26 protein-coding genes and 1 tRNA gene are annotated in these 24,502 nt (G+C 36.3%); 9 read left to right on the forward strand and 18 right to left on the reverse strand.

Annotated features, from left to right (window positions below):
- Window positions 1-80: 80 nt before the first annotated feature.
- The 3 genes from MKZ14_RS15640 to MKZ14_RS15650 all read left to right on the forward strand — a co-directional run bounded on the left by MKZ14_RS15640 (window position 81) and on the right by MKZ14_RS15650 (window position 4,252).
- The gene (locus tag MKZ14_RS15640; RefSeq protein WP_016995113.1) at window positions 81-1,085 is read left to right on the forward strand and encodes a hypothetical protein; all 1,005 of its coding nucleotides are present in this window, start codon (window positions 81-83) and stop codon (window positions 1,083-1,085) included.
- A gap of 381 nt (window positions 1,086-1,466) precedes the next feature.
- The gene (locus MKZ14_RS15645; RefSeq protein WP_339280202.1) at window positions 1,467-2,591 is read left to right on the forward strand and encodes a hypothetical protein; all 1,125 of its coding nucleotides are present in this window, start codon (window positions 1,467-1,469) and stop codon (window positions 2,589-2,591) included.
- A gap of 170 nt (window positions 2,592-2,761) precedes the next feature.
- Window positions 2,762-4,252 carry a serine hydrolase domain-containing protein gene (locus MKZ14_RS15650; protein WP_312124328.1) on the forward strand — a complete coding sequence of 497 codons (1,491 nt, stop codon included), beginning with the start codon at window positions 2,762-2,764 and terminating at the stop codon, window positions 4,250-4,252.
- Window positions 4,253-4,433: 181 nt separating this feature from the next.
- Here the strand turns inward: MKZ14_RS15650 and MKZ14_RS15655 are convergent, their stop codons facing one another.
- A complete protein-coding gene (locus MKZ14_RS15655) occupies window positions 4,434-5,429 on the reverse strand; it encodes a DUF4179 domain-containing protein (protein ID WP_339280203.1) in 996 nt (331 codons plus the stop codon).
- Window positions 5,430-5,960 carry a sigma-70 family RNA polymerase sigma factor gene (locus MKZ14_RS15660; protein WP_339280204.1) on the reverse strand — a complete coding sequence of 177 codons (531 nt, stop codon included), beginning with the start codon at window positions 5,958-5,960 and terminating at the stop codon, window positions 5,430-5,432. It lies immediately after the preceding gene.
- Window positions 5,961-6,519: 559 nt separating this feature from the next.
- Here MKZ14_RS15660 and MKZ14_RS15665 point away from each other — a divergent pair.
- Together MKZ14_RS15665 and MKZ14_RS15670 are read left to right on the forward strand one after the other, a co-directional pair.
- Window positions 6,520-6,624, forward strand: a complete 105-nt coding sequence (locus MKZ14_RS15665; RefSeq protein WP_225341045.1) for a YjcZ family sporulation protein — start codon at window positions 6,520-6,522, stop codon at window positions 6,622-6,624.
- Between the two features lie 303 nt (window positions 6,625-6,927).
- Complete coding sequence (locus MKZ14_RS15670; protein ID WP_016995025.1) at window positions 6,928-7,116, forward strand: hypothetical protein; 189 nt, start codon at window positions 6,928-6,930, stop codon at window positions 7,114-7,116.
- 788 nt (window positions 7,117-7,904) lie between these two features.
- On the opposite strand, the gene MKZ14_RS15675 is transcribed toward MKZ14_RS15670, so the two are convergent.
- The 3 genes from MKZ14_RS15675 to MKZ14_RS15685 form a co-directional block, all read right to left on the reverse strand.
- Complete coding sequence (locus MKZ14_RS15675; protein WP_016995027.1) at window positions 7,905-8,117, reverse strand: hypothetical protein; 213 nt, start codon at window positions 8,115-8,117, stop codon at window positions 7,905-7,907.
- A gap of 336 nt (window positions 8,118-8,453) precedes the next feature.
- A complete protein-coding gene (locus MKZ14_RS15680) occupies window positions 8,454-10,406 on the reverse strand; it encodes an LTA synthase family protein (RefSeq protein ID WP_016995028.1) in 1,953 nt (650 codons plus the stop codon).
- A 369-nt stretch (window positions 10,407-10,775) separates the two neighbouring features.
- On the reverse strand, window positions 10,776-11,297 hold the full coding sequence (locus MKZ14_RS15685) for a DinB family protein (RefSeq protein WP_312124332.1): 522 nt from the start codon (window positions 11,295-11,297) through the stop codon (window positions 10,776-10,778).
- A 593-nt stretch (window positions 11,298-11,890) separates the two neighbouring features.
- Here MKZ14_RS15685 and MKZ14_RS15690 point away from each other — a divergent pair.
- A complete protein-coding gene (locus MKZ14_RS15690) occupies window positions 11,891-12,061 on the forward strand; it encodes a hypothetical protein (RefSeq protein WP_339280205.1) in 171 nt (56 codons plus the stop codon).
- A gap of 272 nt (window positions 12,062-12,333) precedes the next feature.
- On the forward strand, window positions 12,334-12,888 hold the full coding sequence (locus MKZ14_RS15695) for a hypothetical protein (RefSeq protein WP_103118523.1): 555 nt from the start codon (window positions 12,334-12,336) through the stop codon (window positions 12,886-12,888).
- 212 nt (window positions 12,889-13,100) lie between these two features.
- Here the strand turns inward: MKZ14_RS15695 and MKZ14_RS15700 are convergent.
- Window positions 13,101-13,174 (reverse strand) — tRNA-Arg (locus MKZ14_RS15700).
- A gap of 221 nt (window positions 13,175-13,395) precedes the next feature.
- Here MKZ14_RS15700 and MKZ14_RS15705 point away from each other — a divergent pair.
- Both MKZ14_RS15705 and MKZ14_RS15710 read left to right on the forward strand, forming a co-directional pair.
- Entirely contained in the window at window positions 13,396-14,142 is a 747-nt protein-coding gene (locus tag MKZ14_RS15705) for a glucose 1-dehydrogenase (RefSeq protein ID WP_258859400.1), read from the forward strand.
- 93 nt (window positions 14,143-14,235) lie between these two features.
- Window positions 14,236-14,886: a hypothetical protein gene (locus MKZ14_RS15710; protein ID WP_016991536.1), complete on the forward strand. Its 651-nt coding sequence runs from the start codon at window positions 14,236-14,238 to the stop codon at window positions 14,884-14,886.
- Here MKZ14_RS15710 and MKZ14_RS15715 read toward each other — a convergent pair.
- From MKZ14_RS15715 to sdhA, 12 genes are all read right to left on the reverse strand, one after another.
- A complete protein-coding gene (locus MKZ14_RS15715) occupies window positions 14,883-15,581 on the reverse strand; it encodes a DUF2071 domain-containing protein (protein WP_339280206.1) in 699 nt (232 codons plus the stop codon). The two genes, MKZ14_RS15710 and MKZ14_RS15715, sit on opposite strands and share 4 nt — an antisense overlap.
- A 59-nt stretch (window positions 15,582-15,640) precedes the next feature.
- Window positions 15,641-15,802 carry a DUF2639 domain-containing protein gene (locus MKZ14_RS15720; protein WP_016991537.1) on the reverse strand — a complete coding sequence of 54 codons (162 nt, stop codon included), beginning with the start codon at window positions 15,800-15,802 and terminating at the stop codon, window positions 15,641-15,643.
- Between the two features lie 108 nt (window positions 15,803-15,910).
- Window positions 15,911-17,371 carry a YdiU family protein gene (locus MKZ14_RS15725; protein WP_339280207.1) on the reverse strand — a complete coding sequence of 487 codons (1,461 nt, stop codon included), beginning with the start codon at window positions 17,369-17,371 and terminating at the stop codon, window positions 15,911-15,913.
- 128 nt (window positions 17,372-17,499) lie between these two features.
- Window positions 17,500-18,003 carry a metallophosphoesterase gene (locus MKZ14_RS15730; RefSeq protein WP_016991539.1) on the reverse strand — a complete coding sequence of 168 codons (504 nt, stop codon included), beginning with the start codon at window positions 18,001-18,003 and terminating at the stop codon, window positions 17,500-17,502.
- 12 nt (window positions 18,004-18,015) lie between these two features.
- Complete coding sequence (locus MKZ14_RS15735) at window positions 18,016-18,609, reverse strand: XTP/dITP diphosphatase (protein ID WP_016991540.1); 594 nt, start codon at window positions 18,607-18,609, stop codon at window positions 18,016-18,018.
- 1 nt (window position 18,610) lies between these two features.
- Window positions 18,611-19,360: a ribonuclease PH gene (gene rph / locus MKZ14_RS15740; RefSeq protein WP_016991541.1), complete on the reverse strand. Its 750-nt coding sequence runs from the start codon at window positions 19,358-19,360 to the stop codon at window positions 18,611-18,613.
- Between the two features lie 135 nt (window positions 19,361-19,495).
- Window positions 19,496-20,293 (reverse strand): glutamate racemase, encoded by a 798-nt coding sequence (gene racE, locus MKZ14_RS15745; RefSeq protein WP_036078269.1) that lies wholly within the window; start codon window positions 20,291-20,293, stop codon window positions 19,496-19,498.
- A 10-nt stretch (window positions 20,294-20,303) separates the two neighbouring features.
- A complete protein-coding gene (locus tag MKZ14_RS15750; protein ID WP_016991542.1) occupies window positions 20,304-20,756 on the reverse strand; it encodes a MarR family transcriptional regulator in 453 nt (150 codons plus the stop codon).
- A 74-nt stretch (window positions 20,757-20,830) separates the two neighbouring features.
- Window positions 20,831-21,052 (reverse strand): LuxR C-terminal-related transcriptional regulator, encoded by a 222-nt coding sequence (locus MKZ14_RS15755; protein WP_339280208.1) that lies wholly within the window; start codon window positions 21,050-21,052, stop codon window positions 20,831-20,833.
- A 187-nt stretch (window positions 21,053-21,239) separates the two neighbouring features.
- Window positions 21,240-21,704, reverse strand: a complete 465-nt coding sequence (locus tag MKZ14_RS15760; protein WP_036078272.1) for a thioesterase family protein — start codon at window positions 21,702-21,704, stop codon at window positions 21,240-21,242.
- Window positions 21,705-21,897: 193 nt separating this feature from the next.
- A complete protein-coding gene (gene sdhB / locus MKZ14_RS15765) occupies window positions 21,898-22,677 on the reverse strand; it encodes a succinate dehydrogenase iron-sulfur subunit (RefSeq protein ID WP_004226431.1) in 780 nt (259 codons plus the stop codon).
- 5 nt (window positions 22,678-22,682) lie between these two features.
- Window positions 22,683-24,437 (reverse strand): succinate dehydrogenase flavoprotein subunit, encoded by a 1,755-nt coding sequence (sdhA, locus tag MKZ14_RS15770; protein WP_339280209.1) that lies wholly within the window; start codon window positions 24,435-24,437, stop codon window positions 22,683-22,685.
- Between the last annotated feature and the right edge of the window lie 65 nt (window positions 24,438-24,502).

Consider the following 24,502-nt stretch of genomic DNA (forward strand, 5'->3'; position numbering starts at 1 on the left):
CCAATGAGTACTGGTGCTTATAAAAGCAATCTTTAAGTTATGGTATACTAGCTACTATGAAAAATTAGAAGGTGAGATTTATGCTAGAAGTCAGTGAAAGTAAATTAGCACACTATAGTCTGCATTTTTTGAGCGAGACGCTTATTTTAGGAGAAGAAGTTTTTACACAACCTGAGGTCATGTTAGAAGCAGCCTTTACACAGCTTGCTTTTAATAAAATTGACATGGAACAGCAATATGAATTTTTCCATGAAAGCAATATTGCACTCAATGAAGTTTTTACGTATTCAAGAGCGATTTTCGAGCAGGAAAATAACTTCCTAGAACAATCACAAAATATAGCCAAGCACTTACATAGTGTGTCACAGCATCCAAACATCAAAAGCGGAGAACTCTTTATTGGCCTATTTGAAAATTGTTTACTATTGAATGAGGCTAAAAAAATCCTCGCTATTGTCAAAATTGATGAAAAGGAAATGTTTTTAGATGTGAAAAATGAACACAATCAAATGATCGTGCACGGTGTGGATGGCATTAACGTGAAGAAGATTAATAATATGGCTATTATTGTTGATATGGGACCAGATCAATCTCCTGCCGTGTATATTAAAACAAAGCGTAAAGAAGATATCGTTTATTGGCAAGAACGATTTTTAAAAATACAAGCAGCAGATGAGCATTATTATAAAACCAATTTAGCACTAACAGAATGCAAAAAATTCATTTTAAAGGAAGAAAATTATACAAGCACAGAAAAACTTGGGCTTTTGAACAAAACACTGGATTACTTTAGAAATGAAGAGGAGTTTCAGGTAAATCATTATATCGAAACTGTTTTTGAGCAAGCGGACACTACCCAAAAAGATGTCATCATTAATTCGGTCAAACCCTATGAGACTATCATTTCTGATAGTGCGCTAGAAAAAGCTGAAAAGAAATACAAACGTAAAATCAAACTGGATTCCAATATTGAAATCCAAGTAAATATTCAACATATCGACCAAATAGATGAATTAATTGAAGTTGGCTATGATGAGGCAACGAATCGCAAATTCTATAAAATCTATTTCCAGGATGAACAGTAGAAGAGCTTGGATTAAACGGATGCAAGTTATCTTATGAGTTTAAACATTAGAATGACAGCGTCTCTCCTAAAATCTTCAATTAGGAGAAAAAGAGCTTAAAACAGTATAAGCTGCAATAATGCCTTAGTTCGTGCCCATGAATTTTCTCTGGAAGCGCACTAATCCTTGTAAATCTTTGCTTCGATAATCAACCCTTTGCATGGTCTGTGCTGTAAATAATAGCTATTTTTCAAAGACTACAGATACTAAAACAGTGAGTCTTATCATGAATCCTCCACTCTTTAATTTCTTAAAATTTTTTTCAAAAAGTTAAAACTTTTTCAATTGGTAAAACGTCTAATAATTGGTAACAGAAGTTAACCTAAAGGAGAATTGATAAATATGAAAAAACCTGCTAAAAAAACATGGCTATTAGCTTCAGCATTAACACTTGGGATGGCTGTATTAACACCACTTCAAGCTGGTGCAACAGCTGTTGATACAACAAATAATGTAACGATTCAAATAGAACAAAAAATAACAGGTACCATTAAATATTTTGATGGTAGCAGCATTACCCTTAAAGGGACAGATGGAAAAAACTACTACATCGGTTTACACAATTTCTCAGATAAACAAATTGAGCAGTTAAAGCTAGCAGAGGATCAGGAAATTTTAGTTGAGGGTAGTATTGTGAAAGATTACTCAGATTTCTTTACCTTTTCCGTCTATAAAAAAAGCTTACCTAAAGAAGTAACAAAAGAAGAATTAGTCCAACTAGAAAAACTCTTTTCTGACATGAAAAAGGCTGAAAAAGAAGAGAATTATGAGGAAATGGAACGAATCTATGTGGCGATGGATAACATCACAAGACCTTACGAATTAGCAAATTGGCAACCTGAGCCTTTTGAAGAATTTATTAATGAAGCTGCATTTGCTGAAAAAAATATTGTTATCAAAGCACAAGATAAAGAACAGCTAAAAACACTTTATAGTAACTGGATTAAGTATGTAAAAGAAAATAAAACGGATGAGGCATCAGAAAACATTGATAAAATTTTCACTATTCTTGAACCTTATTACCAAGAATTATATCCACCTTTAACTTTTGAAGAGTATATGGCGGATATGAACGTCGATTTAACAAAAGAGGAACTTGCAAAACTTAAAACAATCTATGAAGAGGCACAAAAAGCTGAAAAAGATAAAGACGAAGAATTGTCCATGAAGAAATGGGATGAATTCTATGAAATACTTCGCCCACACTTTAAACCAGTTCCCTTCGAGGAATATATGGCAGATTTCGAATTCAGCATTAGTAATGCAGATTACGCAAAATTAAAACAACACTATGAAGAAGCAGTTGCCCTTGAACAAAAGGGTGAAGATGAAAAAGCTGGCGAGCAATGGGAAGCCTTTTATAAAGTTTTAGACCCTTACTACGAAGCGAACAGAGAAATTCTTATCTCACCATCTAAATTAATATTTAACGGTCAAGATTTTACGCCAGAGCCAGAAACAAATTAAATAAAATTTCAAGGGCCCTCCTATTAGTTTTAGGAGTGGCCCTTTTTGAAGTGACAATTTTGTCATGTTATCCCGGAAATAGTCATGTTAATCGATTGTTTACCCTTATTTTTCTTGTTACAGTAAACCATGTTGTCACAAGCACATTACGTTCTAAGGAGAAAAACAACATGACATTATTCATGAAGAAATCGGTGATGATGACAGTAATGTTACTATTTTTTACGTTCACACCCGGATTTGGACACGCAGCATCAAATAATACAATTAGTAAAATTGATCAGTTTATTAAGGAGCAGCAAACCATTAGTAAAATCCCAGGAATTTCAGTAATTATTGTTGATAAAGGGAAAACCGTCTATCAACGGGGCTTTGGCTTTGCAGATACGAAAACAAAAACTCCTGTTACCTCTGATACTCTTTTTGAGTTGGGCTCCACGTCTAAGGCATTTACAGGACTCGCTATTTTACAATTAGAAAAACAAGGTTTGTTAAAACGATCAGATGATGTCCGAAAGTATATCCCTTGGTTATCATTAACCTATAAAGGCGAGGATCAGGCTGTGACAATACAGCAGCTATTGTCTCATACTAGCGGAATTCCCTCAAATTCCATTACTCAAATCCCAGAAAGCACAGCGGATAATGCCCTTGAATTAACAGTTAAAACACTGCTGGATCAATCACTAAATCGTCAACCAGGGAGTTCTTTTGAATATGCAACCATCAACTATGATGTCTTAGGCCTCGTCATTGAACAAGTTGCAAAACAGCCATTCGATCAGTATATTCAACAGAAAATTTTACAATCTGTTGGTATGCATCAATCTTTTGTAGGAATTCACCAAGTACATTCCACACATATGGCTTCTGGCTATAAAATAGGTCTAATGAGAGAGCAGCGATACATACCACCTATCTATCGTGGCAACATCCCTGCTGGTTATATCATCAGTAACGCTAATGATATAGCCAGATGGTTAAAATTACAGGTAGGAAACAGTGATATCTATTCAATCAGTAACAATTTAATTCAAGAATCGCATACTCCAGATCTAACAGTGGAGCCTTTTGATACGAATACTTACTATGCAAACGGTTGGGCCGTTGTGAAAAAGGACACAAAGTCATATATATACCATGCTGGTGAGAATCCAACCTTTTCCTCGTATTTCATTTTGCAACCTGACGAACAAATCGGCGTGGCTATTTTAGCCAATATGAATACAAGCTCTACAACAGCGATTGGACAAGGTGTCATGGATTTATGGGAGGGCAAAACGATTGACATGCAACATATCAGCAGCTATCAAAAGCTAGATAAAATTGTAACAATCATATGTGCTATCATCATCGCAATCAGCATTATTTTCTGTTATCTATTCGTTCAAAATATACGCAACCTTTATAAAAAACAACGTAGTATGGCAAATCTAAATTACAAAAGAATATTGTTATTATCTGCCCATACTATACTTGTGGCGACAATGCTGACAGCACTATTTATCACGCCTAACATAGTACTTGGCGGCTTAAATTGGACATTTATTAAAGTTTGGGCACCAACTTCTATTACATTCCTGTTGTATAGCTCCATTTCGGCCAGTCTTCTATATTTATTAATAGGCTTTTTGATAATTGGTACTAAAAGGAATAATTAAAAATTTAATAGTTTAAAAGATATTTAGCTACAATTAATAGCTTTATTTTGACTGAATACTGCGTAATATGAGCTAATGGTAAAGATGCTGACCTGTATCATTCATTGCAACTACATCCATCTTTGAAGGTAAGAATTGATTCCTTCAGCACTTTGGAAAGAAGTTGTAGGAACAGACCATATCATTTTAGAGAAATATTAATACTTGGGAGCGGAACAAGCTCTTTCCGCTCTAATGTTTTTTCATCAACAATTCTTATAGTTGGCGTAATGATTAGCGTTCGAATAGTAGAATCAGGTATAAAAACCTCAACATAACCATTTACTCGCCCAGAACCGCTTTTAATGGTTGTTGCTCCTACCTTTTCATATACATTTCCAAGATTATCTTCTATGTCTACCATTAAAAATTCTGTCTCCCAGTCAAGATTTCCCTCAAAATAAAGAGTGGTTATATATTTTCCCTCTGTTATTTGATTATATAATAGCTGGTATTGATCATTACCAAATGGTATATTTACTTTTCTTGAATTCGCTCGGGTTGGTGTAAGTTCTAACTGAAAGTCCCAAGCTCCTTCTACAAGAGTCGTATTTTCCATACCTATAAAATCTTGAGGACGCCATTGAACATTTACCTTTTCATCAATTACTTTGTCTGAAATTCTCGCTGTAAACATACCAATCCAAGTAGCCTCATTCTTTTTAACGATTTGATGACTAAGTACGTCTAACTTGTTTTCGTTGACTTCTAAATCGCCCTTCCAAAATAGAGGGGGTTCATCTATCGATTGTTCGTGTTTCATTTCATAACTAACCGATACAATCGTTCCATCGAAAAAAGCCTCAGCTAATTCAATGGAGGTTCCGTTACTTTCGTCTATTTGATTGATGGTTGATGCATTATCACTAAATACTTGTAATTGGGGATTATCATTGCTATTTAATAGTTGCTGTACAATTGGTACTCGATTAGCCACTACAGGTAGCCAAATGCTGCTACTAGCAAAAATAAATGTGAGCATGGCGACAATACTAACCCACTTCCATTTTTTAAATACATACTTCTTGGTTGAAGATGACCGTAAAACACTTTTTTCAATATTAATCTTTTCCCAATCAGATAATTCAATTGGTTCAATCTCTTCAATATCTATTTCGATGAAGTCCTTTTCGTTCATTTAGATACCTCCCAGCTCTTCTGTTAACTTTAACTTACCTCGATATAAACGATTTTCTACAGCTGATTTAGATAGACCAAATATCTCAGCGATTTCTCCGTTGGAATATCCTAAGTAGTATTTCAAGAGAAAAATTTCCTGATCGTTTTTACTTAAATTTAAAATACTGATAAATAGCTGCTCTTTTTGTACTTTTTGTTCGACGATTCTTTCTGGTAGATCCTTGCTATTTGAAATGGATGGAAGTAACTCGACTGTTTTAGGCTTATTTTGAAGGCTTCTATATGTATCAATCGCTTTATATTTTGCGATAACGCCAATCCACTTTTTAAAATCAACCTCATCACCAGTAAATTGAATACTCTTTTGCCAAATGGTTAGAAATACATCGTTGATACATTCTTCAATTGCTGTTTGATTTGGCTGTAACACTTTTATCACAATGGCTTTAACATAACCTCCATATCTGTTTATCACTTCTCTTAAAGCTTGTTCATCCCTTTTTTGTAGCCGATTAATTAATGAATACACGAAGTTAGAAAACCTCCTTTCTTCTCTACAAGTAATAACGAGCGAATGAAAGAAAACTCTCACATTATTTTTAGTTAAAAAGATAAATGATGCTATTGTGCCATGTAATTAAAAATAAACGGGATAGCATAGTTTTTCCTGCTTAAAACTTGTTCCACCAGCATTCATAAAAAAATATTTTCAATTCCTCATGCATTTAAATTAAAAGCTACAGAAAAAAAGATGAAGTGGATTGGCAACGACGTTCTTATTCACAATGGTAGGCTAAATGAAAAAGACATTATCATGGAATACAATTATTCTTCATGCTGTAACAAGCGCCTTTGAGTTTCATCATATCAGGTGTTTAGTGAAATTTACCCTTCACCCAAGATCCTTTTTAAAATTATCTAAATACGATTCATTAGACGAATACCCTTTTCTCTTTCAACGGCATTCATACAATAAACTGAAGAAAGGAGAGATCTTGATGGGATACTTTGGAAACATGGGTAATTTCAATTGTTGTTATGGAGGCTATGGTAATGACTATAGCGGAGGTTATAGCATGAGTTGTGGCATGGACTACGGCGGCAAGAATAATAGTTCAACATTCGTTTTAATCGTTGTTTTATTCATTCTTCTCATTATTGTAGGCGCAGCATTCGTACAAAAAGAATATTAATATTTATTGATAAAACATGAAAAAGGGATAATCTTCATTATTGGCAGCTAACAATAATGTCAATACATCCACACATTCAATAGCAAAAGAGGGTCACTCCAAGCCTAGTGGCCCTTTTTAACCCTGTATACCCTTCCCCTTGTTCCATTTCATATCACCATCTACCACATCTTCGGCTTTACAGATAGCTGGGAAAAATATAATTATCCTACGCTTTTACTCCATAAAGTACTTAAAATGAAACCAACTAAAACATTGAACCGTATATATATCAAGCTATTTTTGAAATAGGGGTCGAGTAATATGAAGGAATGGTGGCAAGGAAGGAAAAACAAAAAGAGAAGAGATATGCGACGTAATGATCAATATTCATTAATTGACTTATTTCTTGACGTACTAGTTTGGATACCAGAATTGCTTCTCCTCCCATTTAGAATCATTTATTGGCTGTTGAGAGGGGTTGGAAGGCTTATTGGAGAAGGTTTTAATTAAATATAATTGAGGCCCTGACCTCCCTACACAGGTGGAATTTTTCGTTAAATTAGTATTAATTCGAGATAAACGGTGCCTTTTGTACATACTTTTGATTTTCAATTTGGCTGATGATATATGAAGCTATATCTCGACTATTTAGCCCTCTACTTTAAATGGAAGGCTAATTAGAGTCCATTTGTTTAATTGATTTTGGCTAAGGCTATGCCCTTTTTTCTTATCCTTCATCATTTATGAATAAAGAATGTTAAATATCTTTGCACCCATTTTATCTATAACACTCTTTGTATCTCCAGCAATGGTTAGATCCATCCGTAACCCTATGTAAATCAGACATGACTTCCAATATATTTTCCGTTACTTTACTATCAATTGGCTTTTCTGGTTTCTCACAAGCATACGCATGTGATACCCTTTCTCTGATGCTTTTGAAGCAATGTAACGCCCCTCTTTACCTGTTCCCCCCGATTATTCCAATCTTTTTATAAACGTCCATGGTTCCTCCCAGATTAACTATTCAGACACATCATGTTTTGGGATTCAATAAATCTATTATACACGTCTCTTAACCAATACTCCGTGCACATCTATTATATGTATTTGAAGAGTGAGATGAAGAAGTAGTAATTTTGTTCATGCTACGACAGCTTGTTTCTATACAAAAGAAAAAGAACCATTCTCTTAAAAGAAAATGGCTCTGTCAACTATCATCGTCATTACTTGAGAATTAGATTTTCTATTGTTTTTCGCTTCATAATTCTAGGTGACTTTTGTATAAAAGTTATATATCAATGGTTCATATGATTTACTAACTCTTTATTATATGCAATCCACTTTTCCATTTCTCTTTCCACAGCTCGATTTTGCCATTCAAACCAAATACCTGTACATTCACTGCAATGACTATCAACACCCTTTTTTTCATGCGTATCTTTACATGTAAACACAGTCTTTTTACGACAACTGTAACAGTAAATTACTGTATCCTTATAAAACTCCATCACGATCAACTCCTACAATTTACACCTATTTCTTTCCTTTTTTCATATAGATTATTCTTTAAAATGAAATAAGTTAAAATAAAGAGTGCCGTAATGGTTCCTCTTACCTCTCCTTAATAAAAGCGATTCAAACCCTTACTATTAAAGGATTTGAATCGCTTTTTCAATTAGCCCAACTTTTCTCTTTGAACCTCGAAACGTCCAGAATACAAAATCTTAGTAATACCATACTTATTTAAAAATGACCTTTAAAAAAGCAATTCAAGGAGATGGTAAGATATCCTATACACTCTGATATCTTACATAGCTCCTTGAACTGCCAGTAAATTACTTAAATTATTTAGATTCTACATTCTCATCTTGAGAGTAATTATATTTAGAAGGATCAACTGGCGTATAACCTGTTGGCGTATAGAATCTCAATAAGTCACCATTTACGACTCTATCAGATAACGCCAATTTATGATCTACTTCATTTTTAATCGTTTTTGCTTCCTCTAATTGACTCTCGTCTAATGGTAAGCCTGTTTTATTATCATAATATTTTTCATTAATTGAATAAATAGTAGGACTGACAAAATCGCCATTTCTAAATGGAACAATTTCATCATGCTCTTCTGATAATAAGTCTGAACCAAATTGAACAAATTGCTGTGAATCAATTCCAAGTAAATGTAATAATGTTGGAAGAAGGTCTGTTTGCCCACCATACGTATGGTTAGTACCACCCTCCATACCCGGAACATGTATAAATAATGGAACGCGTTGTAAATTAGCACTTTCATATGGTGTAATATCTTTTCCTATTACTTGGCTCATTGCAGCGTTATGATTATCTGAAATACCATAATGGTCACCATAAAGAACAATCATTGAATGATCATATAAACCTGATTCTTTTAATTGCTGGAAGACCTGTTGAATTGCTTCGTCTGCATAACGAGCTGTTTGGAAATAATTATCAACGCTTGCATCTCCCGTATTGGCTTTATCAATTGTCACTAAATCTTGATTCATTTTATATGGATAGTGATTCCCTACCGTAATTAATTTTGTATAAAAAGGTTGTGGTAAGGAGCTTAAAAGATTTTGAGATTGTGCAAAGAATGGTTTATCTAATAAACCATATTCAGCCATGTCCTCTGAAGTACCTGTGTTATAGTAGCTAGCATCAAAGAATTTATCGAATCCAAATGATTTATAAATCACATTTCTATTCCAGAAGCTTCCGTTATTACCATGGAATACAGCGGATGTATAACCATAATCTTTTAAAATACTAGGAGCTGCCTGATACGTATTTTGTGCTTTTGTAATATAAGCAGATCCTTGTGGTAATCCAAATAAAGAGTTTTCAAGCATAAATTCTGCATCAGACGTTTTCCCTTGACCTGTTTGATGGAAGAAATTATCAAAATACAAGGTATTCTTATCTTTTGCTAATGAATTTAAAAATGGTGTTACTTCTTCACCGTTTAATTTATAGTCGATTAAAAAGTTTTGGAATGATTCTAAATGTAAATAGATAACGTTCATTCCCTTTGCTGCACCAAAATATTGGGCATTCGGTTTGGCATAATTTGATTTTGTATAGTTAATTACTTCAGTAATATCACTACTATCCGCCAAAGCTCTCTGAGACGATGCTTTCATCGTTTCAACTGAGTCATAAATCGTATAGTTATACATTCCTAGATATTTCACAATATAGTTTCTATCAAAACCTCGTGTTAATAGTTGAGGACGATTAGTTTCAGCTAGTCCTAAATTAAGGACGGATACTGCTAATGCAATAGCAATGATTGCCATTCCTTTTTTATAGCCATAACGTTTCGTATCTTTTTGAATTTTTTTAGAGAATCGTAGATAAAACATAACAAGAACATCTACAAAGAACAAAATATCATAAGGCTTTAGTAAAGAAAGAACACTACCACCTAAATCACCGAAATTCTGTGTTTGAGAAAGTGTAGGTAATGTAATGAAATCACTAAAGAATCGGTAATAAACAATATTGGCATATAAAAGAATAGACATCAAAGTATAAATTACAACGAGTGATGTGTATTTTCTTTTTCCTTTAAATAAAAATGAAAATCCTAGAAATAGCATTGCTGAGCCTAGTGGATTTATTAGTAAAAGGAATTGTTGCATGACTCCTTCTACACCTAAGTCAAATTGTGATAGTTGAGAGATGTATGTTTTACTCCATAACATTAATACTGCTACTATATAAATTCCTAAAAAGTTTTGTAATAGGTTATCTTTTTTATTTACTAGATTTTTCATTTCTGCACCTACCTTTTACTGATTAAATTAAAATCTAGATATATATGAACTTAACTGATAAGTACTGTATTGCACTTTAAAAAATGTTACGTTACAATAGTTTTTTTCGCGACCAATGTATAGTACTCCCCATTTAAACTTCTGTCAAGTTGTTAGCTATTCTTCATATAAATATTTCTAATTAACCTAAATATTGTCCAAAAAATACCCAGTAAACATTAGCTTTTAACTAATATTTACTGGGTATTTTACGCCATAATAGAGATGGTTGGTTCTTTAAATATCTATATGAAATTTACCTCGCAATTTCTCTTATTTGGGCATCAAAAAATCTTCCATTTCAAATGAATTGGAAGATTTTCTGGAACACTATTTAGACGTTTCTATATTTATTTGAGCACCTACTGCATTTTTCAATGATGAAGAAAGACCTCGTCTGATTAGATTCGCTGAAACAGGCGCTCTCCCCATCTCCCTTGCCCAAATTGATAATTGTCCTATATGGTGAATTTCATGTGCAATGGTATGACGAATGATCTCACCCCATGTATGCGTTTCAATGCTACAATCGGCTAATGGATTATGAAGTATACGCTCTTCCATACTGTCATCCCATTGATTTACAAAGCTTTCGACTTCTAAATGAAATGCTGCTTCCAATTTACGAACCTTTTCCAAGTTATTATATTCATCAAAGCTCTCCTGAAAATCAGTTTTCCCTTGTAATAGACGAATCCAACTCCATTCAACATCAATGATATGGAAAAGTGTGTGTAATATACTGCCCATTCCTCCAGTTCGGTTTTGCAAAAGTTCTTCTTCAGTCAACTCTTCACACCAACGAAACCAGTCTTCCCTAACTAGCCAATTATATTTAAAAAATGTTTGCAAAAAAGCACCTCCGTAGTTGTTGAAAAACATTATAACTCACTATTTCTTCATATAAAGTGAGGAATCCTTCTTTGCTCTTTCAGCTATCCAAATAAGCACTATAAGTATCCTAAGCTAAATGTTTAGTAATTACCACTTCTGGTTACTCTTATGAATTTTTCTATAAACGTAATCTGCATTATCTAGGTTTTTCCAGCTACTAATAAAATTTAGTATTAGCATAAAAATTCCAAATAAAATAAATGCCAACATATATTTACCTATGAAAAATAAAACAAACGTTGCAACCAAAAGTAATATCATTAAAATTATTACGAGGATTTGTAATTTCCCCTTCTTCTTCTCATCCACCTGTTCAACCTCCAATCAAAGCGCCGATACTTTTCTAAAATGTTTTCTTTGGTTTATTTTAACATAAAAATTCATTTTTTCTAAATAATCAATTATTTTATGCAAAATCCAAACATCAGAAATTTCCTACCAAATTTTCCTTACATAATCTTGGGATGATCTGAAATATTTAAATAGGAAGTAGAAATAAACAAGGGATATTTTATTGGATAAGATAAATAATATCTTTAGGAGGTGTCGACATGAAACGAGACAAAAAAAATACAGAGTTTGCAACAGACGAGCCAACAAAACAATCATTTACTAGTGGAGCAGACCCAAAAAAACCTAATGGGCGTACGGAAGCCCCTCGCCCACAACGTGAAGAAGACCTTATTGTGGATGAGAAAAAAGGTAAGTCAACTTCATTATAATGTAAGACAAGTTAGTATTTTTGACCACTCTATTAGAGATGGTCTTTTTTAATTTTCTCCACATCATGTAACGCTATATAATGATTGAGACCACCCATCATGGAGTGGTCTTTCTACTATTATTAAATACAGATTATTTTAATTAACTTATCTCATCGCCAGTATATTATATATTAAAACAAAAAAGTAAATTTATGTTTTTTAACCTAATTTTAACCTTTTATTGATAATCTATAGTTGTTTCAACAATTAAATTACTAGGAGGAATAATTATGACAGTAGCAGTAAAAAATTTTAGTAGTATTATGAATCAAATGAGAGATGCTTATACGGGAGAGCAAACCAATGAATTTTCTTTAGCAGCGTTCATTGGACTTCAAGCTCCTTCATTATCAGACGCACCTGATGAATTACAAAAACTAACACAAGAATATCAGGAGAACGTTAATAGTTTTTATGTGCAAGAAGAATTAGACTTAAAAGAAAATGTTAAGCAGTTAGAGAATGATAAAAATCAAACAGCTTTTTTTGAAAATATGCGGAAGAAAAAAGAGGAAGCTTTAAAAAAATCGGAAGACATGATCAATAAATACTACGATTCGTTGATAGATTTTGGTGAAGAGCATCCTGCAGCTCAAACACTAATCCTTACTATTGCTGATAAAGTCGGTGCCTTTATACAAGATATTATGGATAAAGTTTTAAATGTTTTTGTTACTGTTGTGGAAACTGTAAAAAATGCAATAAGTGCTGCTATTAATTTCATTTCCTCTACTTTTAATTCAATTGTTAGCACTACGAAAAATTTCTTTTCTAGTTTATTTTAAAAACATTCTTAGCAGGACTGTCTCTGGACTATCTTGTTTCACATTTAATACCACTTTACAAGAAACAGATCAACGAGCTAGTTCTCATTTTGATAAACTTTTCGATGAAAAAGACTGATTTTGGCACCTCTTAGGCACTATCGAGAGACTTATACATCAATGTATAAAAATAAAAAGGCTTACAACCGTTGTGGCTGTAAGGCTTCGCTTGACGTCCCAGGAGGGATTCGAACCCCCGACCGACGGCTTAGAAGGCCGTTGCTCTATCCAGCTGAGCTACTGAGACATGATGTCGTTTCTTATGTATTCCATAGGAAGGACAATATTTATTATATGTACTTTATAGCATAATGTCAACATTAATTTTACTATGCAGGCAAGGTTTGCCTCATATTTTTTATCATATGTTGCTACAGCATCCATTATACCATTTCCTCACCCACTTAGCAGGACGGATAGCAAAATATTTGCTACACTATTGGCGATAAAAAAGTAGGAGGTATGAGGATGTTTAAAGATTTAGTCGTTATTGTCACTGGTGGTGCACAAGGGATTGGAAAGGGCATTACACTCGCATATGCACAACAAGGCGCAAAAGTGGTGATTGCTGATTTGAATGCAGGCTTAGGTCAACAGTTAGAACAGGATATGCTTGCTCAAGGCTACTCTGCATTATTTGTTCCAACGGATGTGACAAAGGAACAGGATATAATTCATTTGATGCAGCGAGCTGTTGAGCAATATGGGACCATTCATATATTAATTAATAATGCTGGGAAGTTTCAGCATCAATCTCCCTATGAGGTGACGTTTGATGAGTGGCAGGATTTGTTGCAGACGAATTTAACGGGTACCTTTTTCTGTGCCAGAGAGGCTGCAAAAGTGATGCGGCATAATGCAAAGGGTGGTTCTATTGTTTCGCTGGCCTCTACGCGTGCTGAAATGTCGGAGCCTCATACAGAAGCTTATGCGGCTACAAAGGGTGGTATCATAGCGTTAACACATGCTTTAGCGCGATCTTTAGGGCCAGATCAAATTACGGTGAATTGTATTTCACCTGGGTGGATTGAAACAGGTGATTACGAGGCACTACGGCCAATCGATCATGCGCAGCATTTGTCAGGAAGGGTTGGTCTGCCTGAAGATATTGCACAGGCTTGTCTCTATTTAACAAACCCGATGAATAACTTTGTAACAGGTATTAATCTTACAGTTGATGGTGGCATGACGAAGAAAATGATGTATGAAGCGTAATTTTGTCGTCTGTTCTTTTCTTTCTTGTTCTTCATACTCTGAGATTCCTTGGAGTATGCTACTGTAGGAGATAGAACAAGAAGGAGTGAAGCCTTGTACCCCTATTCAAATGGTTTTTCATTAAGCCAGCTGTATCATGCCCCCTATACGCAGTATACGGCTCCGATTCGTCACTTTTTACAGTCAAATGATTACCGACGCTGTATTAGTAAAGGCGAAGCAGACTTTATGGCTATGAATCGCTTACTTTGGATGGAGCATGTAAATTGGACACGGATGACTATTATTAGCATTGTGTTTAATTTGCCTGATTTACCCTTTGTGCAGCAGCGTTTGCTACGCAATGCAACCGATTTAGGGAATTGTTTACGCCCCTTTTATGGGGACTCCGTGGCGGATCGTTATGCAGCTTTAATTAAAGAGCATCTGGTAATTGCGGCTCAATTAGTGACAGCTGCTGCGAAAGGTGACGCTACCACAGCAGAAGCAAAAGAAAAGGAATGGTATCGTAATGCAGATGATATTGCTTTCTTTTTGCATACAATCAATCCATACCTAAGTAGAGAGGCAGTACAAAAAATGTTTTATACGCATTTAGCTTTAACGAAAAATGAAGCTGTCACGATGATACAAAAAGATTTTCAGGCAGATGTAGACGTATTTGATGAAATTGAAGCAGAGGCACTTGCGATGTCAGATATGATTGCCAGTGCCATCGTGATGCAATTTTGTTACCTCTTTTAATGTAAAAATCTTGATGCATTTATGACCATTTTACGCTCAACTGCTGGAGGAAAAACTCTCGCCGTTTTGTTTTTGGCATAATGAGCATGAGGCTGTATGCCCTGAAGACTACCCTTCATAAAAGAGGCTAATGTATTGCTTTGAATCGTTACGTTGGCTCGCTTTAATTCCCATGTGGAGTGGTGAATATCAATGCGAAAAAGTGTATCCTTCCATTTCGCCCATGAATGGTAGCGCTCTACAATCCATCGGTCAAAATTAGTATTGGTCTTGTCTCCTATTGTATAAATAACCCTCAATCTTTCGTCACATGCTTTGTAATGGCTTGTGTATGAATAGTGATTTCCTCTTTGTTTTACTAGGATGTTGGAATGGCGATATGGCAAGCTACCTATTGCCGTAATTTTTGATAAGAAATTATTCGTCACATCTAAATGAAAAAAATAGATGCCTTTCATGCCGTTATACTCCACATATGTTCGGACATTCAATTGTAAATAGGTATTCATCCCCGGAAGAGGTGGTAGAAAGCGTAGCCGATGTCGATAAACTTTAAAAACTACAGCACTAAGCCAGGCATTTTGTTCAAAGAGATCGAGCTTCAGTTCTTTAGGTACATGTTTTTCGAGTTCTTGAGGGTCTATCGGCCAATGTAAAAATAGAACATCTTGCCATGTTTGAGTCATCATCCACATCGTAAAACTCCTTTCTAATCACTAGTTTTTCCTAGAAAGGAGTTATTCAAACAAACGGTCTATTGATTTTGCTCAGCAGACTCTATTTCGACATAACGATAATATAAATTTCGTAATTCAGATTCTTTATATAAGCCTAAATGACTTTTAAATTGAGGATGAACCATTATTCCATGAGCACGCAATACTTTGACAAACCAACCCTTTGAATACTTATGCACCGACCCTATTCTCCTTTATCTTTATTCATACATAGAATATGCGTTTGAATACGGTAGAGTGCCTTTATACAAATAAAAAACGAGAGAATAAATAACTCTCGTTTTTACTTATGTGCCACAAAACGTACGATATGGTTGATTCGTCGGTTCAGGTAATGAAGCGTATGCTTGTTGCTCTTTCGTATGGGCATAAGGCTGAGCTAGGACTTTTAGTAAGTTGTTCATCACACTATAATCGCCTCGTTCTACAGCCGCTTCCAAAGCTTCTTCTACCCTGTGGTTACGCGGAATAATAGCTGGATTATGTTGACGCATTAATTGCTGTGACATGTCTTTTGTTTGCTGCTGTCTCGCTAATCGAGCTTGCCATTTGTGATGCCAGTCCTTAAAAGCTGAGGCGTTAAATAAAGGCGAATCCTCCAATTGCTCAAACGTTAAGGCAATAAATGTATTCGTATAATCTGCTTGGTATTGCTGCATAAGCTGAAGAAGCTCTTCAACAAGCTTGATGTCCTCTTGCTCCTCATTAAAAATGCCTAGCTTTGCACGCATTCCTTCCAACCAATTTTCTACATATAATTTTGGATACTGTTGTAGCGTTTCTTGTGCCAGTTGAATGGCTTTTTCTTGATCATCATCAATTAAAGGTAGTAAGGACTCAGCTAAGCGCGTTAAATTCCAGCCACCAATGTTGGGCTGATTTCCATAAGCATAGCGTCCTTGGCGATCAATCGAGCTAAACACAGTCGCTGGATCATAGACGTCCATGAATGCACAAGGACCATAATCAATGGTTTCACCACTAATGGTCATATTATCGGTATTCATGACGCCATGAATAAAGCCCACTAACTGCCACTTTGCTATAAGGGTCGCTTGTTTCTTTATGACTTCCTGTAGCAAATAAAGATAACGATTTTGATCGCCACTATTAGCTGGGTAATGTCGTTCTAATGCATAATCAGCTAAGAGCTGTAGCTCCTCATCTGTCCCCCATTGCGCAGCATATTGAAATGTCCCTACCCGCAAATGACTACTTGCAACTCGTGTGACAATAGCGCCTGGTAGTTCCGTTTCTCGAATAATCATTTCACCTGTAGTGACTACTGCTAGACTACGTGAAGTGGGAATCCCTAGCGCAAACATCGCTTCACTAATAATATATTCCCTTAGCATTGGACCTAAGGCGGCTCGCCCATCTCCACCCCGAGAATAAGGTGTTCTACCCGATCCCTTTAGAGCGATGTCATACCGTTCATTTTGAGGTGTGATTTGCTCCCCATATAATAGAGCTCTACCATCACCTAGCATATTAAAATGACCAAATTGATGCCCTGCGTAAGCCTGTGCAATCGGTTCGCCACCCTCTGGGATTGTATTACCAGCTAAAACGGCTAATGCTTCCTCACTCTTTAAAGTCTGAATGTCTAACCCAAGTGATGCTGCAACTGACTCATTTAATAAGATCAATTTTGGTGAACGGACAGGATTTAACGAAATGTCGGAATAAAAAATACTTGGTAGTTGAACGTAACTATTATCAAAATGCCAGCCAATTGTTTTTTTCATGTTTTCTCCTTTATTGCCTTTACGATTTATTTTTGCTATTTCAGCATTAATCATTCATAGGCAATTTTACCATTATCAGCAGCCCAAATAAAAATCCGCATACTTTGTAGTCATGCGGATTCCCCCTATTATTGTCGCTCAAATGTATATGTAGCCATACATTGATTGTCATCTGTCATGCAATCAACTTTAAAAGATGTTGCATTGATTTCCACAACAGCAAAGCTTTTCTCTTTACGGCCTCGTGGTTTTAATAAGCTGCCCGGATTTAAAAATAAGATGCCATCCATCATTTCGGCACCGAGTATATGAGAATGACCGAAACAAACGATCTGTGCTCCTACTTCTTTTGCACGATAGGACAATGACAAGATGGAATTTTTCACATTGAATAAATGACCATGTGTTACATAAACTTTCACATCCTGGACAGTGAAAATTTCTTCTTCAGGGAAAGCTTTTTCACGATCACAGTTTCCACGTACTTTTTTCAATCCTTCTAATGCCTCATGTGAATAGGGAAGTTCACTATCTCCACAATGAACCACAACATCTATTTCAGGATAAAAACCTTTAACCTTTTCGATGACATGGCTATCACCATGTGTATCGCTCATAACAAGCATTTTCATGGATATCACCTCTTATTTGATAAGATTCGGTAATTGCTCCTTTAACTTGCGGATGGCATTGCCTCGGTGAGAAATTGAGCCTTTTTCCTCTGGTGAAAGCTCAGCCATCATTCGATTTAAGCTTGGCACGAAAAAGATTGGATCATAGCCAAAGCCGTTCGTTCCACGCTTTTCATGGGCAATAACGCCTTCACATGTACCAAATACTGTTGTTGTTGCAAAATCAGGTCCTGCAATTGCAATACAGCAGCAAAAACGTGCTGTACGTTTGTCATCTTCGACACCTTGTAAATTTTCTAATAGTTTAATCATATTTGCTTCATCGTCATGGTCACCAGCATAGCGAGCGGAGTACACACCTGGCTCACCATTTAATGCATCTACTGCTAAACCACTATCATCTGCAATAACAATGGTTCCAAGCTCCTTCGCTAATGCTTCTGCTTTTAGGATGGCATTTTCTTCGAATGTTGTTCCTGTTTCTTCTATTTCCATATCTGGGGCCACTTCAAACATTGTCACGACTTCATAACCAAGTGGTCCAAATAATGCTTCAAAGTCTTTTGCTTTCCCTTTATTTTTTGTGGCGATGACTACTTGTTTCATATTATTGATTCCCTCCAATTTTGTTTGCCATTTCACCAAGCGTTATTTTTTGAAGTTCAACTAATTGTTGTATGCCTTTTTCACCTAATGCTAACAATTCATTTAGTTCTTCTCGAGAAAAGGTAGCTTCCTCTCCAGTACCTTGTAATTCGACAAATCGTCCTGCACCTGTCATCACAATGTTCATATCAACAGCTGCAGCCACATCTTCTACATAATTTAAATCAAGAATAGCACCTTGTTCCACTACGATCCCAACACTTGTTGCTGCCAAAAAGTCTGTTACCGGGAATTTTTCGAATGGCTTCTCTTCAGCAAATTTAGCAATGGCCTGTGTCATGGCCACAAATGCTCCCGTAATGGATGCTGTACGTGTACCCCCATCCGCTTGAATGACATCACAGTCAATCCACACAGTACGTTCGCCTAGCGCCTCTAAATCGACTACAGCACGCAATGCACGTCCAATTAAGCGCTGAATCTCCATAGTACGTCCATTGACTTTCCCACGAGAGGATTCACGTGGTGTACGTTGAGCGGTTGCACGAGGCAACATGGAATACTCGGCTGTAATCCACCCTTTCCCTTGCCCACGTAAAAAGCCAGGTACCTTGTCTTCCATCGTTGCTGTACAAATTACTTTTGTATTACCTACTTGAATTAACACAGAGCCTTCTGGATGTAATAAATACTCACTATCTATTTTCACAGGTCTTAGCTCATCTGCATTTCTACCATCAAATCTTGTCATTTAATTTGTTCCTCCTAAAAACTTTCGCGCCCTCATCTTAACATAATTTATGTCATTGAAAAAGTACTCGATAGTGGTTTATGTACAATGCTAAAAACGGCAAAAATCAGCCTAGCCTGTTGCTAAGCTGATTTTTTATTTTAATGTGATACGTTTTATGTCAAGAGTACCTTGCTCTAACCAATTCTCAGCAATCGAACGGAAAATTGGTACAGAACCAGTTGCAAAAAATTTATGAGCAGGCACCGCATTTACATTCGCTAAAGTGCCATTATACGCTAGCATTTCCTGAACATCCTTTGCTGTTTCCTCCGCAGAAGATAGTACATTTACATCTTCTCCGACAACAGCTTCAATTTGTTTTTGTAAAATAGGATAATGTGTACACCCTAAAATAACCGTATCAAATTGTCGATTTTTCAACGGCTTTAAGCCTTCTGCTATTAAATTATTTGCAAAGTCACCTTTATATTCGCCACTTTCTACAAGTGGTACGAATGTTGGACAAGCTAGTGGAATAATATGTGTTGACGTATTGAGTGACAATAAGGCTTCTTCATAAGCCCCACTTTTAATTGTTCCTTCTGTTGCAAGCACAACGACTTCATGTCGCTTCGTTTTTTTTACAGCTGCACGTGCGCCAGCATTGATAACACCTAGTACTGGAAAAGGCATATTTCTTTGTAAACTTTCGAGTGCTACTGCAGTCGCTGTATTACAAGCTATAACGAGCATCTTAACATTCATTTTTTCGAGTGCTTTTGCCATTTGCCAAGTAAAATTCCGTACTTCCTGACGACTTCTTGGACCATACGGACACCTTGCTGTATCGCCAATATAATAAATCGTTTCGTTTGGCAATCGCTTCATGATTTCTTTTGCTACGGTTAAACCGCCTACTCCTGAGTCAATAACGCCTATCGGGGCATTCATACTTTCCGCCTCAATCCTGTTTCATGTGTACATGTAGTTTTTCTAAGTAGCTTGATAATTGCGCGACTTCTTGTTCATTAAAACCAACAAGCATCTCTTGCAAGTATTGCTGTCTTTTTTCAATAACTTCTTGAATAATACGTTCGCCCTTTTCGAGAAGATGAACGACAACGACACGGCGATCATTTTCATCACGCACACGCTTGACTAATTCATTTTTCTCCATTCGGTCCACTAAATCTGTTGTTGTGCTAAAAGCTAAATATAAACGGTTTGATAATTCGCCAATTGTAATATCACCAAGCTCTTCTAACCACTGTAATGCAACAAATTGTGGCGGCGTAATCGCATAATCGGAAACAATTTCTCTTCCCTTTTGCTTCACGATGGCCGCTATATAGCGTAATTCCTTTTCAACCGTTGCAACGGTTTCAGGTGAGTGCTTTGTTACTTCATCCGACATATAACTATTTCACTCCTAAAAATACGTTGAATAGTTCTATTTTGTCGGTTTTTTCACGAAATAGCAAGTGTCCATTAGTTTAATTTAAATTCTTCCAAGCGTAACAGCTCAATTAACGCCTGAGATCGATTCGTTACACCTAGCTTTTGAATTGTATTGGAAATGTGATTTCGCACTGTTTTTTCACTAATACCAAGCTGCTCTGCAATATCTCTCGTTGTTTTTTCAGCTAATAAAAGCGCAAATATTTCACGTTCTCGGTTTGTTAAAAGAGAACGATGATGAGAGCCATTCATTCAGTTACACCCTCCTCCCCCGCACGTATTGTAACTTATGTTAAGGGGCAGGAAGCGGTGACGGCTATTTGCATGATTATTCCATGTTTCCTTAAAAATTTCGAAAATTATATTGATACATTCGTAAATTTTACGTAAAATGCAATTCCTACTATTTTAATAAATTTACATACAGTTACATATTGAGCTAGTGAGGTAGCATAGCCAACTGATTTAATTTCGTTTTTTCTTCCTCTGAAATCGGTACACTTTTGCCTGTGCGAGGATCCATTTGCACAATCGTTCCACGACCAGTGAAACAAATTTCGTCCTTTTGATTTTTTGCTAGATAATGAATGTCCATCGATGAATTCCCAACTTGCGCGATTTTTGTATAAATTCGTAGAACGTCATCAAAGAAAACCTGCTTTACATAATCACATTGTAAATCGGCTACGATTGGTATAGATTTCACATCCTCTTCTCCAACTGAGGGCATTAAAATTCCTAAATGACGGAAATAATCAATTCTTGCTTGCTCAAAATATGTAAAGCTAATCGTATTGTTCATATGACCATACATGTCTGTTTCTGAAAATCGTACTCGTACCTCACTAAAAAATGAAAAACCCTTTTCCCACTCTTGAAAATTATCGATATAATTTGCCTTCATGATATACCATCCCCTGTCATGTAATTGCCCGTCTTTTATCAATCGACGGTAAACAAAATGAATACATATTCATTATAAAAGAAAATGCTATATTATCATAGAAAAAACGCGAATATTCAATTTGATAACTATTCATTTCTATAACTATAAAAAACTCCCTCACACGAAGTGTAAGGGAGTTCTTGTCCGTATATTAGTCTACATAGTGGTCAGAACCGAAGAAGTTACGGAACATTTGCACAGTAGTTGCACGGTTTAATGAAGCGATAGATGTTGTTAAAGGAATACCTTTTGGACATGCAGCAACACAGTTTTGAGAGTTACCACAGTTTGCAAGGCCGCCATCACCCATAATCGCATTTAAACGTTCATCTTTAATCATTGCACCTGTTGGGTGAGTGTTGAAAAGACGTACTTGTGATAATGGAGCTGGTCCGATGAATGAAGCTTTTTCAGACACGTTTGGACATGCTTCCATACATACACCACAAGTCATACATTTAGATAATTCATAAGCCCATTGACGTTTACCTTCTGGCATACGTGGACCTTCACCTAAATCATACGTACCATCGATTGGTACCCATGCTTTCACTTTTTTAAGAGCGTTGAACATACGTTCACGGTCAACTTGTAGGTCACGAATAACAGGGAATGTTTTCATTGGCTCCAATTTAATCGGCTCTGTCAATTGGTCTACTAGTGTAGAACATGATTGACGTGGACGGCCATTGATCACCATTGAACATGCACCACAAACTTCTTCTAAACAGTTCATATCCCATGATACTGGTGATGTGTTTACACCATCTTCAGTAACAGGATTTTTTTGAATTTCCATTAAAATTGAAATTACGTTCATACCATGACGGTAAGGCACTTGGAATTTTTGCCAGTAGCTATTGCCGCCTTGTGTATCTTGACGTAAGATTTCCACTTTGACCATTCTTCCAGTATTAGCTGCGATTTGCATAACTTTTAGTCTCCTTTCGCAGAGTAGTCGCGTTTACGTGGTGGGATTAATGAAACGTCGACTTCTTGGTACGTGATGATTGGATTACCAGTAGCTGGGTCAAACTTCGCCATTGTTGTTTTTAAGAAGTTCTCATCATCACGGTTAGGGAAATCAGGTTTATAGTGTGCACCACGAGATTCATTTCGTAATAGTGCACCTTTTGTCATTACTTTTGCAAGCACTAACATATTTTTAAGCTGACGTGTAAAGTGTGCGCCTTGGTTGCTCCATTTTTGCGTATCATTGATGTTGATATTATTCCAACGCTCAGTAAGCTCATCAAGTTTTTTCAATGTATCTTTAAGCTGATCATTGTAACGTACTACAGTCATTGTAGCAGTCATCATTTCACCAAGCTCTTTATGCAGTAAGTAAGCGTTTTCTGTGCCTTCCATTTTCATGATAGCATCCCATTTCGCTTGTTCCTCTTTTACACGTGCATCGTAAATCTCTTGTGGAAGATCTTCAGCATGCTTTTTAAGATGTTTTACATAATCTACTGCGTTTGGTCCTGCAACCATACCACCGTAGATAGCAGATAATAGTGAGTTTGCACCAAGACGGTTTGCACCATGTTGAGAGTAATCACATTCACCTGCTGCAAATAGACCAGGAATTTCAGTCATTTGATTGTAGTCAACCCATAATCCACCCATTGAATAGTGAACTGCTGGGAAAATTTTCATTGGTAATTTACGTGGGTCATCACCTACGAATTTTTCGTAAATCTCGATGATACCACCAAGTTTAACGTCCAATTCATGTGGATCTTTATGAGAAAGATCTAGGTATACCATGTTTTCGCCATTGATACCAAGTTTTTGGTTTACACAAACGTCGAAAATTTCACGTGTTGCAATATCACGTGGTACTAAGTTACCATAAGCTGGGTATTTCTCTTCTAAGAAGTACCAAGGTTTACCGTCTTTATAAGTCCAAATACGACCGCCTTCACCACGAGCTGATTCTGACATTAGACGGTTTTTGTCATCTCCAGGAATCGCTGTTGGGTGAATTTGAATGAATTCACCATTCGCATATGAAGCACCTTGTTGATAAACGATAGAAGCAGCAGAACCTGTGTTAATAACAGAGTTTGTTGTTTTACCGAAGATAATACCAGGGCCACCAGTCGCCATAATAACAGCGTCTGCACGGAATGATTTAATTTCTTCTGTACGCATATCTTGCGCTACGATACCACGACAAACGCCGTCTTCATCGATAATAACACCAAGGAATTCCCAGTGTTCATATTTATTTACTAAACCAGCTACTTCATGAGAACGAACTTGCTCATCTAGCGCATATAGTAATTGTTGACCAGTTGTTGCACCAGAGAAAGCTGTACGGTGCATTAAAGTACCACCAAAACGACGGAAATCTAAAAGTCCTTCTGGTGTACGGTTGAACATAACACCCATACGGTCCATTAAGTGAATAATGCCAGGTGCTGCATCACACATACCTTTTACTGGTGGTTGGTTCGCTAGGAAGTCTCCACCATATACTGTATCATCAAAGTGGATCCATGGAGAATCCCCTTCACCTTTAGTATTTACCGCACCATTAATTCCGCCTTGCGCACAAACAGAGTGTGAGCGTTTTACAGGAACTAATGAGAATAAATCAACTTCAGTACCAACTTCAGCTGCTTTAATCGTTGCCATCAGACCGGCAAGACCACCGCCGACAACAATTATTTTGCTTTTCGCCATGATTATTTCTCACTCCTCTTAAAAAATTGCAATGATTGCATGTGCTCTATCGTAGCTTCTATTGA

The sequence above is a fragment of the Lysinibacillus sp. FSL P2-0066 genome (assembly GCF_037969495.1).
Taxonomy (GTDB): domain Bacteria; phylum Bacillota; class Bacilli; order Bacillales_A; family Planococcaceae; genus Lysinibacillus; species Lysinibacillus boronitolerans.